Source organism: Streptomyces sp. AM25, from assembly GCF_058146165.1.
In genome coordinates, this window is the sequence record NZ_JBKIWN010000017.1 from 40,476 (window position 1) to 55,621 (window position 15,146).

Genomic DNA, 15,146 nt, shown 5'->3' on the forward strand with positions numbered 1-15,146 from the left:
CTCTTCGCCGTCTCCCGTCACCGCGTCACTTGGCCACCAGGCCCTTGTCCTTGAGGTACTTCGCGGCCACGTCCGCGGGCTTGAGCCGTTCGGCGTCGACCTTCTTGTTGAGTTCGGTCAGATCTGCCGTGGTCAGCACCCTGGTGAGCTTGGCCAGCGCTTCTTCGATCTTCTGCGAACCCGCCCTCCGGTTATTCACCACCGGCAGGACGTTGTCGGAGTTCTGGAGCTTCTTGTCGTCCTCGAGCAGCACCAGCCCGAACGGCTTGAGCGTGGCGTCCGTGGTCGTGGTCAGCAGCAGCTGGTCCTTGCCGTCCTTGACCGCCTGCTTGGCCTGGGTGCTGCCGATCTCCAGCGGGTCGACGCCGGTGACCTTGATCCCGTAGGTCTTCTCCAGGCCCGGTTGGCAGAAGGGCCGCTGGGAGCATTCGTCACCTGCTGCGATGCGCACCGCCTCGCCCGACTTTCCAAGATCGGAAAGCGTCTTGAGGTGGTGTTTTTCCGCGAACTCGGCCGTGACGGCGAAGGCGTTCTGATCGACCGCCCGGCCCGGGTCGAGCACCTTGAGGCCGCGTGGTTCGGCGAGTTTGCGCAGGGCCTTCACCGTCGCATCGGCATCGGGGGAAGCGACGGCGGGGGCGTCCTTGCCGTTCTGCTTCTTGTTCAGGAATTCCGCGAGCGTCGCCGCATACTCCGGGACGACATCGATCTGTCCCTTCTCCAGAGCCGGTTCATACAGCTCACGCGCATCGACGGTCTTGATCGACGTCGAATATCCGGCGTCCTTCAGCAGCCCCGCGTATATCTCCGCGAGCACCTTGGACTCGGTGAACGACGCCGACCCGATCACCAGCGAGCCCGCACCCCCGCCGGAGCCGCCGCCCTCGCCGGACTTCTCCAGGCTGTTGCCGCCGCACGCGGCGAGGCCGGCCGTCAGGGCCACGGCGCCTATCGCCGCCGGCAGGGCGCGGGCGGTCCGCGCCCTGCGCGGGGTCCTGGTCATGCGTACTCCATTCCGTCGGGGCGGCCGCTGCGCCGACGCAGCGGGTCCAGCCCGCGCTGCGCGAGGACGAAGGCGCCCTCGACCAGCAGGGCCAGCACGGCCACGAGCAGGGCGCCGGCCACCACCTGTGCAGTGTCGGTGAGCCGGAAACCGGCGGTGATGATGCGCCCGAGGCCGCCGCCCCCGGGCAGCGCGGCCAGCGTGGTCGTGGCCACGACCTGGACGGCCGCGGAGCGGATGCCGGTGACGATGAACGGGAAGGCCAGCGGCAGTTCGACCCGGGCCACTATCTGACCCCCCGTCATACCCATGCCGCGGGCGGCCTCCACGACGCCCCGGTCCACTTCACGCATGCCCACATAGGCGTTGGTGAGCAACGGCGGTATCGCGAACAGGACCAGCGCGATGACGGTCGGCCAGGAGCCGTGCGTCCCCAGCGGGCTGAGCAGCAACAGCACCAGCACCGCGAACGTCGGCACCGCGCGCCCCGCGTTGGAGATGTTCACCGCCAACGCCCCGCCGCGGCCCAGGTGGCCGAGGAGCACGGCCACGGGCAGCGCGATCGCACACGAGATCAACAGGCAGACGGCGGTGAGGAAGAGGTGCTGGCCGAGCCGGTGCCACACGCCCTCCGCCCCCGTCCAGTGGGAGCCGGTGGACAGCCAGGTCCAGGTCCTCGGGAAAACGTCCATCAGGCCGCCACCGCCTCGGCGTCGACGGGCCGTCCTGCACGGCGGCCCGTACGCCTGCGCGTGCGCGTCCACGGCGTCAACAGCCGCTGCACCAGCAGGAGCAGGACATCCGCCCCGACGGCGAGGACCACGCACAGCACCGAGGCCGTGAGCACCTGCGCCTTGAAGTAGCTGCGCATTCCTTCGTAGATGAGATTGCCCAGGCCGCCGTATCCGATGATCGCGCCCACCGTGGTGAGCGAGACCGTGGAGACCGTGGCGATCCGCAGGCCGGCCATCAACGCGGGCAGGGCCAGCGGGAGTTCGACGCCGAACAGCAGCCGGACCGGCCCGTAGCCCATGCCGCGCGCCGCCTCTCGGGCCTCCTCCGGGACGGCGGCGAGGCCGGCCAGGATGTTGCGCACGAGGATCGTCAGCGAATACAGCACCAGGCCCGTCACCACGACGGCCGCCGACAGCCCGAACACCGGCACCAGCAGCGAGAACATCGCCAGCGACGGCACCGTGTAGAGCACCGTGGTCAGCCCGAGGACCGGGCCCGCCACGCTGCGCCGTCGGCGCGCCAGCAGGGCCAGCGGAAGGGCGACCAGCAGCCCCAGCGCGACCGATGCCACTGTGATGCCGATGTGCTGCAGCACGGCATCCGTGAGCTCCTGCCCCCGCGTCCGCACGTACTCACCGCAGATCCAGTCATTGCTGATCAGGCAGTTCCCGTCCGCCGCCATCCGTGCGCTCACCTCCCCCTCGGCATTCACCGTCGGTCACTGGCGACCCTAACCCCCGGCACCGACAATCGCCTCCGGCGAGGCCCCTTGCCATCCGGCAGCAACATTGTTCGACCACAATGGGGTGTCATGATCCGCTTCGAGCACGTGACCAAACGCTTCGCCGACGGCACGACCGCCGTGGACGACCTGTCCTTCGAGGTGGCGGAGGGCGAGCTCGTCACGCTCGTCGGACCGTCGGGGTGCGGCAAGACGACCACGATGAAGATGGTCAACCGGCTGATCGAGCCCACCGGCGGCCGCATCCTGGTGAACGGCGAGGACATCTCGGCCGTCGACCCCGTCGAGCTGCGCCGCCGCATCGGCTACGTCATCCAGCAGGTGGGCCTCTTCCCGCACAAGACGGTGCTGGAGAACACGGCCACCGTGCCGCACCTGCTCGGCTGGCAGCGCAGGAAGGCCCGCGACCGTGCGGCGGAGCTGCTCGACCTGGTCGGCCTCGATCCGGCCGTCTACGGCGACCGCTACCCCGACCAGCTCTCCGGCGGCCAGCGCCAGCGCGTCGGAGTGGCCCGGGCCCTCGCGGCGGACCCGCCCGTCCTCCTGATGGACGAACCCTTCGGCGCCGTCGACCCCGTGGTCCGCGAACGGCTGCAGAACGAATTCCTGCGGCTGCAGTCGCAGGTGCGCAAGACGGTGCTCTTCGTCACCCACGACATCGAGGAGGCCGTCCGGCTGGGCGACCGCATCGCGGTGTACGGGAACGGGCGCATCGAACAGTTCGACGCACCGGCGGCGGTGCTGGGGGCGCCGGCCACGCCGTACGTGGCCGACTTCGTCGGGGCGGACCGGGGGCTCAAGCGGCTCTCCGTCACCGCGATCGAGGCGGGCGACCTGGAGCAGCCGCCCGTGGTGCACCTGGACGACCGGCTGCCGGATGCCGCTGCGCGGCTCGCCCGGGAGGGGGCACGGTGGGCCGTGGTCCTGGACCGTGCGGAGCGGCTGCACGGGTGGGTGGACGGCGATGCGCTGCGCTCGGGGAGCGGGACGGTGCGGGACCATGCGCGGCGCATGGATGCCTGGGTGCCGGTGGGGGCTTCGCTCAAGCAGGCGTTCAGCGTGATGCTGCAGCACGACGCGGGGTGGATCGCGGTGCTGGGCGGGGAGGACGCGGATCACTTCGTGGGCGTGCTCACCCCTGCGCGGCTGCACGAGGCGCTGCGGCGGTCGATCGGGGCCGATGCGGTGGGCGCTGCGCGCAGCGAGGTGGATGTGGCCACGGTGCCGGGGTCGTAGGCGCGTCGTCGGGTGCGGGTGCGTTGTGGTTGTTCGCGCAGTTCCCCGCGCCCCTTACGGGGCACGGCATCGCTCAGCGCCCCGTAAGGGGCACGGGGAACTGCGCGAACAACCACGGACGGTCGGCACCGCCGGACCGCATTCCAGCGGAGCGCTCAGGCCGGGGTCGCGCCCCCGTTGCCGTCCTCGTCCTCGTCTTCCGGGAGTTTGCAGACGCGCTCCATGAAGAACGCCGCCGCTATCACGCACGCGCCCGCCAGGACCGAGGCGCCGGCGTAGATCGCCTGGTCGCGGCGGGCCGGGGCCTGGACGCCGTCGATGAGGAGGAAGGCGCCGACGCCGCCGTACATGCCGGCCACCAGGGCCGCGACCAGGGCACTCGCCTGGCCGAAGACGACGGCGCGGGCGGCCACCAGCGGGTCGACGCCCTTCGCGCCGGGGCGCCGCTCGCGCTGTGCCCGCAGCCGGGCGCGCAGCGAGAGGGCCGTCGCCGCGAGGACCACGGCGATGACCGCGAGGACGATCGGAGCCGCCACGGGCACGCTCGGCAGCGTGCCGAAGGCGTCCCACAGCCGGGCGCCGCCCCAGGAGACCACCCCGGCCACGACGAACAGGCCGGCCAGCACTCCGATCCGCAGCTGCTTCACCTGTCCGTCGCTCCTCATCGTCCTTCGGTCCCGTGTACGGGAGAGTCCACCACGCCCAACGATCAGTCGGGCAGTCGGAGTTCCAGGTCGGCCCGGGGCTCGACGCCCTCGCGGCCGAGCGCGTCCAGCAGTTCGGCCACCCGGCCATGGCCCGGAACAACAGCCTCCGGATCCACGTCGTACCACGGCGCCAGCACGAAGGCACGTTCGTGCGCGCGCGGATGCGGCAGCGTCAGCCGGGGGTCGTCGGAGATCACGTCCTGATAGGTGACGATGTCGACGTCGATCGTCCGCGGGCCCCAGCGCTCGTCGCGCACGCGCTCGAAGGCCTCCTCGATGGCGTGGCCGCGCTCCAGCAGGGAATCCGGCGGGAGCGTCGTCCTCACCAGGACGACCGCGTTGTAGTAGGACGGCTGCGAGCCCGGGGTCACGCCCCAGGGCTCCGTCTCGTACACCGGGGACACCGCCTTCACCCGCAGGCCCGGGGTGTCCTCCAGGGCGTCGACCGCGCCCTGCAGGGTCTCCAGGCGGTTGCCCAGATTGCTGCCCAGGGAGATCACGGCCCATTGGGGATTGCTCAACGTCACATCGGCGGCATCCACCTGCTCCACCACGGAGGCGGGCACCGGCTGCACGGTCGGGTCGCTGCTGCTCATACTCGGCTCCGGGTGATCGTGACCGTCACATCGTCGAAGGGCACGGTGATCGGGGCGTCGGGCTTGTGCACGACGACCTCCACCTCCCGCACCGGATCGTGCTTGAGGCACTGCTGGGCGATCCGCTCGGCGAGCGTCTCGATGAGGTCGACCGGCTCCCCCTCGACGATGGCGGCGGCCTCCTCCGCCACGATCCCGTAGTGGACCGTCTTCGTGAGGTCGTCGGAGGCCGCGGCGGGCCGGGTGTCCAGGCTCAGCACCAGGTCCACGATGAAGGTCTGGCCCTCCTCGCGTTCGCGGGGGAAGACCCCGTGGTGGCCGCGAGCCTTCAAGCCGCGCAGCGCGACACGATCCACACGAATCACTCCTGCTGGTCGTCGGGACGGGGTGCGTCCCATCCCCTCGGGGCCGGGTCGCCCACTTCGAATCTACCTGCGAGCACCGACAGCGCTCGCCCACGGGGGCTATGGACAAGGAGCGCGCGCGGTGCTAGCCGACTCCCGCCGCGCTTACCCGGAGGCCCCGCGATCCACCCTTACCCGGCCCGCATTCAGCTCGAACGAGTGATCACATATCCCTCACACTGACGCCCCGAACACGCTCCGGACAGGCCCCGGACACGCCCCGAAGCGTTCCGCGTCACGCCGCCGGCGGTCCCGGGTTCTCCCCGTCCTCCGGCTCCTCCTCGTCCTCGCTGGCCAGGACCGGGGAACCGTGGTGGGACCAGATCCGCCACCCGTCGCCGCTCCGCCGGAACACGTTGGTCGCCACGACCAGCTGGCCCACCAGCGGCCCCAGCTCGCCCTCCGACTCGGCCGGGCCGCCGCTGAGGATGTTCTCGGTGCAGGTCACCAGCGCCGTGTCACCGGCCACCGCCACCTCGACGTCCGTCAGGAAGAACTGGATGTACTCGGTGCTCGCCATGATCAGGGCGAACGACCGGAGGACCTCGCTGCGCCCGCGCAGCACCGGCCAGCCCGGGTGCACGCACGACACCTCGACCTCCGGGTCGTCCAGCCACAGGCGGTCCATCGCCGTCGTGTCACCGTGCTCCACCGCCTCGTACAGCGCGGTGTTCGCCCGCTCGACCTGCTCGCTGTCCGTCGGGACCGAGGTCACGCGGCTCCCTCCACGGCACGTACCACCCGCACGGCGTCCGCGCTGGCCCCGACCTCGTGCACCCGGACCGCCCAGGCGCCCTCGCGGGCCGCGAGGGCCGAGACCGCGGCGGTCGCGGCGTCCCGCTCCCGGGCGGGCGGCGGATCACCCGCCTCCCCGGCCAGCACCCGGCCCAGGAAACGCTTGCGGGACGCGGCCACCAGCATCGGCAGGTCCAGCTCCGCGCGGAGCCGGCCCAGGTGGGCGACGAGCGCCAGGTCGTGCCCGGCGTTCTTGGCGAAGCCCAGCCCGGGGTCCACCACGATCCGGTCCGGCTCGATGCCCCCCGCGACCACCGCGTCCACCCGCTGCCGCAGCTCGCCGAGCACCTCGCCGACCACGTCCCCGTAGACCGCCCGGCTGTTCATGTCCTGGCTGAAGCCCCGCCAGTGCATCACCACGAAGGGCACCCCGGCCGTCGCCACCGCGGGCACCATCGCCGGGTCGGCGAGACCGCCGCTCACATCGTTGACCAGCACCGCACCGGCCTCGATCGCCGCCTCCGCGACGCTCGCGCGCATGGTGTCCACCGACACCACCACGCCCTCGCCGGCCAGCTCGCGGACCACCGGGACCACCCGGCGCAGCTCCTCGCCCTCGTCCACCCGCACCGCACCCGGCCGGGTCGACTCGCCGCCCACGTCCACCAGATCGGCGCCGCCCGCCACCAGGTCGAAGCCGCGCTTGACGGCCGCCGCAGGGTCGAACCAGCGCCCGCCGTCCGAGAACGAGTCGGGCGTGACGTTGACCACGCCCATCACCGCACAACGGTCCCACTCGGGCAGTCCGACCGGCCTGGTACGGCCGCGCAACGTACTCATGCACCCAGCCTAGGGCGTGCCCGAGGGGTCGGTACGGGCCCGGGTCCGACATGCGGCGAGGGCGCCCTCCCCGCTGCCGGGGAAGGCGCCCTCGCCGTGGCGTCGTGCGCGGCCGTCACGCCGCGCGGGTGACCTCCTCCGGGTCGCCGACGTGCGACTCCAGGCCGGACGGCTTGGGCGCGGCCGGGCGGCGGCGCAGCAGCCTCGGCAGCTCCAGGAAGCCCTCGGCCTGCATCATCGCGAAGCCGATGCGCGGCAGGTCGCGGTTGTTCGGGAAGACGATGAAGCGCGGCTCCCAGCGGGGCCGGAACTTCTCGTTGAACTTGTACAGCGACTCGATCTGGAACCAGCGCGAGAGGAAGATCAGCACCTTGCTCTGGATGCGCACCACCGGGCCCGCGCCCAGCTTGCCGCCGCGCTCCAGGGCGGAGCGGAAGAACGCGAAGTTGAGCGACAGCCGCTTGATCTTGAGCTCGGGCGCGGCCTGCAGGAAGGCGACGATCAGCAGCTCGTTCATGCCCGGGTCGGCGCTGCGGTCGCGGCGCATGAGCTCCAGCGAGCTGCCGTCCTTGCCCCACGGCACGTAGTGCTGCATGGCCTTGAGGTCGCCGAAGGGGGCCTCCTCACCCTCCTCCGGGTCCCGGTGGGCGGTGGCGATGATGGCGTCCAGGTCCTTCGGGTCGCCGATCCGGCCCAGCGCCATGGAGAAGCCGCGCTCCTCGTCGGTGTCGCGCCAGGCGCCGGCCGCCTTCTGGACGACCGCCAGTTCCTCGGGCGAGAGGTCGCCGACGCGGCGCACCTTGGTGGTGTAGCCGTTGCGCTCGATGCGCTTGACCATCTGGCGGACGTTGCGCATGGCGCGGCCGGTCAGGCTGAAGTCGGCCACGTCGACGATGGCCTCGTCGCCCATCTCCAGGGCGTCCAGGCCGGTCTCGCGGGTCCAGACCTCGCCGCCGGTCTCGCTGCAGCCGTTGACGGCCGGGGTCCAGGAGTGCTTCCTGGCCAGCTCCATGAACTGCTCGATCGCGCCCGGCCAGGCCTCGACGTCGCCGATGGGGTCGCCGCTGGCGAGCATCACGCCGGAGACGACGCGGTAGGAGACGGCGGCCTTGCCGCTCGGGGAGAAGACGACGCTCTTGTCGCGGCGCAGCGCGAAGTGGCCGAGCGAGTCGCGGGCGCCGTGCTTGTCCAGCAGCTCGCGCAGCTTGTCCTCGTCGGCGTCGGTCAGGACGGCCGCCGGGTACTCGGGACGGAAGGCCAGGTACGCGGTGGTGGCGACGGTCACCAGGCCGAGGGCGCCGAGGGAGTAGCCGACGGTGTAGTCGACGTGGTCGGTGTAGCGGATCGAGCCCTCGAAGCCGAAGAGGCCCCAGACGACGTGCTCGACCTGCTCCAGGACCGACGGGTCGCCGACCATCTGGTCCGGGTGCGCGCCGACGATGATCCAGCCGAGGACGAAGCTGACGCCGCCCATGAGGATCAGGTTGGCCACCCACTTCCAGCGGCTGCGCGGGTCCGGCAGCGCTGCGAAGGACTTCTTGTGGCGCAGAAGGTAGATGAACAGCAGAATGGAGAGAACGGCGCCCGGACGGTTGTGGCGGTAGATCAGCTGCGCGGCCGCACCGAGCGGCAGCAGCAGCACGGCCGCCTGCCAGGCGCGCTTCTTGGCGCGCTTGAGGCCGTGGGCGAGCATCAACAGCAGAATGCCGACGATGATCGAGCCGGCCGCGGCCAGCTGGGTCACCGTACCGGGCAGCACCTCGGCGAACGTGTGGGCCCGGCTCCAGCGGAACCGCGGGATGACACCGGACGCGATGTTCAGCAGGCCGACGAGCGCCGCGACGGTGCCCACGACGGCGGGCACCTTCTCCGGCCTAGGCCCCTTGGCGATACGCGCAAGCCCCGACAGCCACTTGGGTCCCTGAGGAACCTCGTCGGACTTTTTGCCATCTACCCTGACAGACATCTCTTCCCGTCGTCCATGTCGAGTGGGCCTGCGCCATGTGGAGGCTGTGCCCGGACAATGTGCGCCCTGTAGGACGACGGTTTCGGGGCTGAGGTTCCGCCGGGGGCCAAGCCCGGGAAGAAGTAACCATTCCGCGACCCGGGACCGGGTCGCTCGGCAGAAAACGGCAGAAAGCACCTCATGGGTCTCACCAGCATGGCGGTTCTGCTGCTCGCCATCGTGGCAGCAGTACTGCTCTTCGCTCTGACCATCTGGCTCTGGCCCCGCCTGGGCAGGAAGAGCGTCGGAGGCGTCCTGGGCCGGGTCGGCATGTTGCTCGCCACCCAGCTGACCATGTTCGCCGCCATCGGGCTGTGGGCGAACCAGTCCTTCGGCTTCTTCGCCTCCTGGGCCGACCTCTTCGGCCTCGAGAAGGGCGAGGGCGTGGTCGTCGACCACAGCGCCGGCAACAATCCGGTCCAGGTCGTCGGTGTCGCGCAGCTCAAGGGTCACGGCACGGTGCCGCGCATCGCGGGCAAGGTCGAGAAGGTCAACGTCCGGGGCATGGAGTCCAGGATCAGCAGCCCGGCCTACGTCTATCTGCCGCCGGAGTACTTCCAGCCCCAGTACGCGCACAAGACCTTTCCCGCCTCGGTCGTGCTGACCGGTTTCCCGGGCACCGCGGAAGCGCTCTACAAGGGCCTGCACTACCCGCAGACCGCGCAGAAGCTGGCCAAGGAAAAGAAGATGCAGCCCACCATCCTGGTGATGATGCGGCCGACCGTCGCCCCGCCCCGGGACACGGAGTGCATCGACATACCCAACGGCCCCCAGACCGAGACCTTCTTCACCAAGGACCTGCGCAAGGCGCTGAGCCGGCAGTACCGGATCGGCGACAAGGCCGCCAACTGGGGCATGATCGGCGACTCGACCGGCGGCTACTGCGCGCTGAAGTTCGCCATGCGCCACCCCGACTCCTACGGCGCCGCGGCCGCACTGTCCGGCTACTACAAGGCCCTCCAGGACCCGACCACCGGTGACCTCTTCGGCGGCAGCAAGAAGCTGGAGAAGGAGAACGACCTGTTCTGGCGGCTGAAGAACAAGCCGCTGCCGCCCGTCTCGCTGCTGGTGACCAGCAGCAAGCAGGGCGAGCACAACTACGAGGACACGAAGAAGTTCATCGAGCTGGCGGCCAAGAAGCCGACCCGGGTCTCGTCGATGATCCTCGACAGCGGCGGCCACAACTTCAACACGTGGCGCCGGGAGATCCCCGGCACGCTGCAGTGGATGGGCAGCCGGCTCTCCGCCTGACGGCCACTGCCCGGGGCGCCCGGATTCGGGGCGCCCCGTCCCCTCAGCGGGACGACATGATCAGGCTCATCGCCTCGGCGCGGGTCGCGGGGTCGCGCAGCTGGCCCCGGACCGCGGACGTGAGCGTCTTGGCGCCGGGCTTCCGGATGCCCCGCATGGACATGCACATGTGCTCGCACTCGACCACGACGACGACGCCGCGCGGTTCGAGGATCTCCATCAGCGAGTCGGCGATCTGCGTCGTCAGCCGCTCCTGCACCTGAGGGCGGCGGGCGTAGACGTCCACCAGCCTGGCCAGCTTCGACAGGCCCGTGATCTTGCCGCTCGTCGCCGGGATGTACCCGACGTGCGCCACTCCGTGGAACGGCACCAGGTGGTGCTCGCAGGTGCTGTAGACCTCGATGTCGCGGACCAGCACCATCTCGTCGTGGCCCAGGTCGAAGGTCGTGGTCAGCACGTCCTGCGGCTCCTGCCACAGGCCGGCGAATATCTCCTTGTACGCGCGCGCCACCCGGGCCGGCGTCTCGCGCAGCCCCTCGCGGTCCGGATCCTCCCCGACCGCGATCAGCAGTTCTCGGACGGCGTTCTCGGCCCGCTTCTCGTCGAATTCGCCGACGGAGTGCTCGGCGTCCAGCGTCACCGGGTCGGTCATGGAGTTGCCTCGTTCTCTCGGTTCTCTACTGCGCGACGACGTGTGCACGCGTGCGGATCGGGAGAAAAGCGCGATGCCGCGCCCCCAAGGCTAAAACCTGGGTGACGCGGCATCCATTCCGGGCCCGGGGGCCGGGCGGATCAGCCCTCGGTGCCGGGGCCGTCCTGCGGGAGCTCGACCTTCTCCATGTTCACTCCGCCGTTGCTCGGCGCGAGCTCCTTGGGGGAGAGCACCGGCGGGCGGGTGGACGGGGTCCGGCGGGAGGAGCCGGTCCAGGCCGGGCGGGCCGGGCGCTTGACCACGTGCCTGAAGATCTCGGCGATCTCCTCCTTGTTCAGCGTCTCCTTCTCCAGGAGGGCCAGAACGAGGTTGTCGAGCACGTCGCGGTTCTCGACGAGGATCTCCCACGCCTCGTTGTGCGCGGTCTCGATCAGCTTCTTGACCTCTTCGTCGACCAGCGCCGCGACCTCTTCCGAGTAGTCGCGCTGGTGCGACATCTCACGGCCCAGGAAGGGCTCGGAGTTGTCGGAGCCGAACTTGATCGCGCCGAGGCGCTCGGTCATGCCGTACTGGGTGACCATCGCGCGGGCCGTGGTCGTGGCCTTCTCGATGTCGTTGGCCGCACCCGTGGTCGGGTCGTGGAAGACCAGCTCCTCGGCCGCGCGGCCGCCCAGCATGTAGGCCAGCTGGTCGAGCATCTCGTTGCGCGTGGTCGAGTACTTGTCCTCGTCCGGCAGGACCATGGTGTAGCCCAGCGCACGGCCGCGGGACAGGATCGTGATCTTGTGCACCGGGTCGGAGTTCGGGGAGGCCGCCGCGACCAGGGCGTGACCGCCCTCGTGGTACGCGGTGATCTTCTTCTCCTTGTCCGACATGATCCGGGTCCGCTTCTGCGGGCCGGCCACGACGCGGTCGATCGCCTCGTCCAGCATGTGGTTGTCGATCAGCTTCTTGTCGCTGCGGGCCGTCAGCAGGGCGGCCTCGTTCAGCACGTTCGACAGATCGGCACCGGTGAAGCCGGGGGTCCGGCGGGCGACGGCCGCGAGGTCGACGTCCGGGGCGACCGGCTTGCCCTTCTGGTGGACCTTGAGGATCTCCAGACGGCCCTGCATGTCCGGGCGGTCGACGGCGATCTGCCGGTCGAAGCGGCCCGGGCGCAGCAGCGCCGGGTCGAGGATGTCGGGCCGGTTGGTGGCCGCGATCAGGATGACGCCGCCCTTGACGTCGAAGCCGTCCATCTCGACGAGCAGCTGGTTCAGCGTCTGCTCACGCTCGTCGTGACCGCCGCCGAGGCCCGCGCCGCGGTGCCGGCCGACGGCGTCGATCTCGTCGACGAAGACGATGGCCGGGGCGTTGGCCTTGGCCTGCTCGAACAGGTCGCGGACCCGGGAGGCGCCCACACCGACGAACATCTCGACGAAGTCGGAGCCGGAGATCGAGTAGAACGGCACACCCGCCTCGCCGGCGACGGCGCGCGCGAGCAGCGTCTTGCCCGTACCGGGCGGGCCGTAGAGCAGCACACCCTTGGGGATCTTGGCGCCGACGGCCTGGAACTTCGCCGGCTCCTGCAGGAACTCCTTGATCTCGTGGAGCTCCTCGACGGCCTCGTCCGCACCGGCCACGTCGGTGAAGGTGGTCTTCGGGGTGTCCTTGGTGATCAGCTTGGCCTTGGACTTCCCGAAGTTCATCACCCGGGAGCCGCCGCCCTGCATCTGATTCATCAGGAACAGGAAGACCACGACGATCAGGACGAAGGGCAGCAGCGAGAGCAGCACACCGACGAACGGGTTCTGCTTCGACGTCGAGACGTTGTACCCGTCGGGCAGCGTCTTCGGGTCGTCGTCATCGGCCTTGGCCTGCAGATCCTTGGAGATCTCGACGCCCTGGTCGCCGATGTAGTTCGCCTGGATCTTGCTGGAGCCCTTGACCTTCACACCGTCTTTGAGCTCAACCTTGATCTTGTTCTCGTCGCCGGTCGTCAGCTCGGCCGACTTCACCTGGTTCTTGTCGATCGCATGGATGACTTGACTGGTGTCCACCGACTTGTAGCCGCCGGACGAGCCGACGACCTGCATCAACACGACCACGGCGAGGACGGCCAGCACGATCCACATGACCGGCCCACGGAAGTAGCGCTTCACGTCCATCCATACGGGGCGCGTACGCCCCGTCCCTCCTGCCACAGTGAGGCACGGTCATCCCGGTTCGGGATGCCAGTGCGTGCGGTGTCCTGTCGACCTTGAAAGCTTGAAAAGAAAAGACTTACCTTCGGACGGTACCCCAGCATTGTCACCCGATGCCGCCGCAGACGGTCAACAAAGCCGTCCTGCCCTGCTCCAACGGCGGGAACCCGGCAAGGGTTCCCGTCCCTCCGTCGGGCCCGGTGGTACCGGGGCCGTCCGCGTTCAGCCGCCGTAGACGTGGGGCGCGAGCGTGCCCACGAAGGGCAGGTTGCGGTACTTCTCCGCGAAGTCGAGACCATAACCGACGACGAACTCGTTCGGAATGTCGAAGCCGACCCACTTGACGTCGATGGCCACCTTGGCGGCCTCCGGCTTGCGCAGCAGGGTCACGACGTTGAGCGAGGCGGGCTCACGGGAACCCAGGTTCGACAGCAGCCACGACAGGGTCAGGCCGGAGTCGATGATGTCCTCGACGATCAGGACGTGCTTGCCCTTGATGTCGGTGTCGAGGTCCTTGAGGATGCGCACCACACCGGAGGACTGGGTGCCCGCGCCGTAGGAGGACACGGCCATCCAGTCCATGGTGACGGGGTTGGACAGGGCACGCGCCAGGTCCGCCATCACCATCACGGCGCCCTTGAGGACACCGACGATGAGCAGGTCCTTGCCCGCGTACTCCACGTCGATCTTCGCCGCCAGCTCCGCCAGCTTCGCGTCGATCTCTTCCTTGGTGATGAGCACCGACTTCAGGTCGGTGCCCATGTCCTTGTCGTCCACCCGCGCCACTCTCGCTTGGTTAAGGCTCATCTGGCTTCCGGAAGGCCGGCTCCGAGACTCGCTCGGCACCGTTCGGATCAGCCCTGCCGAAGGACCAGTCTGCCACCCTGCCTGCGAACCGCGACGCGCCCGGGCAGGTTGATCGCTCCCTGGCCGCGCCAGCCGGTGATCAGCCGGTCGACTTCCTCGATGTGCCGGGCGAAGAGCGAACCGGCCGGGGAGCCCGCCTCGATGACCGCGCGGCGGATGACCCGGCGGCGGACGGCAGGGGGCAGGGCGAAGAGTTTGGCGACCTCCAGGCCGCCGGCGTCGTCCCGCACGGAGGGCTCCACGGCGGCGGCCCAGGAGTCGAGGGCGTCGGCGTCGTCCCGGGAGAGCTGGGCGGTGCGGGCGAGGGCCTCGACGACGCCCTTGCCCAGGGCCTTCTCCAGGACGGGCAGGGCCTCGTGGCGGACCCGGGAGCGGGTGTAGGCGGGGTCGGTGTTGTGCGGGTCGTCCCAGACGGGCAGCGACTGGGCCAGGCACGCCTTGCGGGCCGTCTGGCGGTCCAGGCCCAGGAAGGGGCGGCGGTAACGGCCGCCGACGCCGGAGGCGGTGGCCATGCCGGACAGGGAGCGGATGCCGGATCCGCGGGCCAGCCCCAGCAGCACCGTCTCCGCCTGGTCGTCGCGGGTGTGGCCGAGGAGGACGGCGGAGGCGCCGTACCGGTCGGCGACGGCGTCGAGGGCGGCGTAGCGGGCGTCACGGGCGGCGGCCTCGGGGCCGCCGTCCCGGCCGACCGCCACCGCCACGGTCTCCACGGGGTCCAGGCCGAAGGCGGCGAGCCTGATCGCGACCTCCGAGGCCCGGAGGTCGGAGCCCTCCTGGAGGCCGTGGTCGACGGTCACGCCGCCGGCCCGGATGCCGAGCCGGGGGGCTTCGAAGGCGAGGGCGGAGGCGAGCGCCATGGAGTCGGCGCCGCCCGAGCAGGCGACCAGGACGAGCGGCGACCGGTCACCGGCGGCGGAGGGGACTGCGGCGGGCGGCGTCAGGGTGAGGACGTCGTGGAGTACGCGGCGGACCGCCAGGCGTATCGCCGCGACCGCGGGGTGTGGACCCATGTCCGTGTGTCCAATCATTCCATTGGAGGGGGGTGCGGGAGCCGCACGACTGCAGTACGGGCCCCCGGGTTCCGTCACGCTGTGTGCGTCGATGGTGACAGAGATGAGCCTTTACCCGAGCATCGCACGCCCACCCTTGGCACACGGTCCCTCGGACGGGTGATTACGGGAGCGTTCATC

15 protein-coding genes are annotated in these 15,146 nt (G+C 70.3%); 2 read left to right on the top strand and 13 right to left on the bottom strand.

The genetic code is table 11. The features are described 5' to 3' along the window. Positions 1 to 25: 25 nt before the first annotated feature. The 3 genes from ACLHRZ_RS23430 to ACLHRZ_RS23440 are packed head-to-tail and all read right to left on the bottom strand — an operon-like array spanning position 26 to position 2,420. Positions 26 to 1,003, bottom strand: a complete 978-nt coding sequence (locus ACLHRZ_RS23430; protein WP_490420452.1) for an ABC transporter substrate-binding protein — start codon at positions 1,001 to 1,003, stop codon at positions 26 to 28. Then, positions 1,000 to 1,695 carry an ABC transporter permease gene (locus ACLHRZ_RS23435; RefSeq protein WP_490420453.1) on the bottom strand — a complete coding sequence of 232 codons (696 nt, stop codon included), beginning with the start codon at positions 1,693 to 1,695 and terminating at the stop codon, positions 1,000 to 1,002. The genes ACLHRZ_RS23430 and ACLHRZ_RS23435 overlap by 4 nt, the downstream gene beginning before the upstream one ends. After that, positions 1,695 to 2,420 (bottom strand): ABC transporter permease, encoded by a 726-nt coding sequence (locus tag ACLHRZ_RS23440; protein WP_490420609.1) that lies wholly within the window; start codon positions 2,418 to 2,420, stop codon positions 1,695 to 1,697. Before ACLHRZ_RS23440 ends, ACLHRZ_RS23435 begins: the two co-directional genes overlap by 1 nt. Before the next feature lie 129 nt (positions 2,421 to 2,549). Between ACLHRZ_RS23440 and ACLHRZ_RS23445 the strand changes: the two genes are divergently transcribed. Further along, positions 2,550 to 3,716: an ABC transporter ATP-binding protein gene (locus ACLHRZ_RS23445; RefSeq protein WP_490420454.1), complete on the top strand. Its 1,167-nt coding sequence runs from the start codon at positions 2,550 to 2,552 to the stop codon at positions 3,714 to 3,716. 155 nt (positions 3,717 to 3,871) lie between these two features. Here ACLHRZ_RS23445 and ACLHRZ_RS23450 read toward each other — a convergent pair whose 3' ends face one another. The 6 genes from ACLHRZ_RS23450 to ACLHRZ_RS23475 all read right to left on the bottom strand — a co-directional run bounded on the left by ACLHRZ_RS23450 (position 3,872) and on the right by ACLHRZ_RS23475 (position 8,964). Then, positions 3,872 to 4,363: a DUF3180 domain-containing protein gene (locus tag ACLHRZ_RS23450; protein WP_490420455.1), complete on the bottom strand. Its 492-nt coding sequence runs from the start codon at positions 4,361 to 4,363 to the stop codon at positions 3,872 to 3,874. A gap of 62 nt (positions 4,364 to 4,425) precedes the next feature. After that, positions 4,426 to 5,019, bottom strand: coding sequence for a 2-amino-4-hydroxy-6-hydroxymethyldihydropteridine diphosphokinase (folK, locus tag ACLHRZ_RS23455; protein ID WP_490420456.1), 594 nt, complete (start codon positions 5,017 to 5,019; stop codon positions 4,426 to 4,428). Further along, complete coding sequence (gene folB, locus ACLHRZ_RS23460) at positions 5,016 to 5,375, bottom strand: dihydroneopterin aldolase (RefSeq protein ID WP_490420457.1); 360 nt, start codon at positions 5,373 to 5,375, stop codon at positions 5,016 to 5,018. The genes folK and folB overlap by 4 nt, the downstream gene beginning before the upstream one ends. 283 nt (positions 5,376 to 5,658) lie before the next feature. After that, positions 5,659 to 6,138 carry a nuclear transport factor 2 family protein gene (locus tag ACLHRZ_RS23465; protein WP_490420458.1) on the bottom strand — a complete coding sequence of 160 codons (480 nt, stop codon included), beginning with the start codon at positions 6,136 to 6,138 and terminating at the stop codon, positions 5,659 to 5,661. Then, positions 6,135 to 6,998 carry a dihydropteroate synthase gene (folP, locus tag ACLHRZ_RS23470; protein WP_490420459.1) on the bottom strand — a complete coding sequence of 288 codons (864 nt, stop codon included), beginning with the start codon at positions 6,996 to 6,998 and terminating at the stop codon, positions 6,135 to 6,137. The genes ACLHRZ_RS23465 and folP overlap by 4 nt, the downstream gene beginning before the upstream one ends. 115 nt (positions 6,999 to 7,113) lie before the next feature. Further along, entirely contained in the window at positions 7,114 to 8,964 is a 1,851-nt protein-coding gene (locus ACLHRZ_RS23475) for a phosphatidylglycerol lysyltransferase domain-containing protein (RefSeq protein ID WP_490420460.1), read from the bottom strand. 180 nt (positions 8,965 to 9,144) lie between these two features. Here ACLHRZ_RS23475 and ACLHRZ_RS23480 point away from each other — a divergent pair, with 180 nt between their 5' ends. Further along, positions 9,145 to 10,254, top strand: coding sequence for an alpha/beta hydrolase (locus ACLHRZ_RS23480; RefSeq protein WP_490420461.1), 1,110 nt, complete (start codon positions 9,145 to 9,147; stop codon positions 10,252 to 10,254). 43 nt (positions 10,255 to 10,297) lie between these two features. Here ACLHRZ_RS23480 and folE read toward each other — a convergent pair whose 3' ends face one another. The 4 genes from folE to tilS form a co-directional block, all read right to left on the bottom strand. Continuing rightward, entirely contained in the window at positions 10,298 to 10,906 is a 609-nt protein-coding gene (gene folE, locus ACLHRZ_RS23485; protein WP_490420462.1) for a GTP cyclohydrolase I FolE, read from the bottom strand. Positions 10,907 to 11,046: 140 nt separating this feature from the next. Then, a complete protein-coding gene (gene ftsH, locus ACLHRZ_RS23490; RefSeq protein ID WP_490420463.1) occupies positions 11,047 to 13,053 on the bottom strand; it encodes an ATP-dependent zinc metalloprotease FtsH in 2,007 nt (668 codons plus the stop codon). 258 nt (positions 13,054 to 13,311) lie between these two features. Then, positions 13,312 to 13,851 carry a hypoxanthine phosphoribosyltransferase gene (hpt, locus tag ACLHRZ_RS23495; protein WP_171083878.1) on the bottom strand — a complete coding sequence of 180 codons (540 nt, stop codon included), beginning with the start codon at positions 13,849 to 13,851 and terminating at the stop codon, positions 13,312 to 13,314. A 92-nt stretch (positions 13,852 to 13,943) separates the two neighbouring features. Beyond that, positions 13,944 to 14,966 (bottom strand): tRNA lysidine(34) synthetase TilS, encoded by a 1,023-nt coding sequence (gene tilS / locus ACLHRZ_RS23500; protein WP_490420464.1) that lies wholly within the window; start codon positions 14,964 to 14,966, stop codon positions 13,944 to 13,946. Between the last annotated feature and the right edge of the window lie 180 nt (positions 14,967 to 15,146).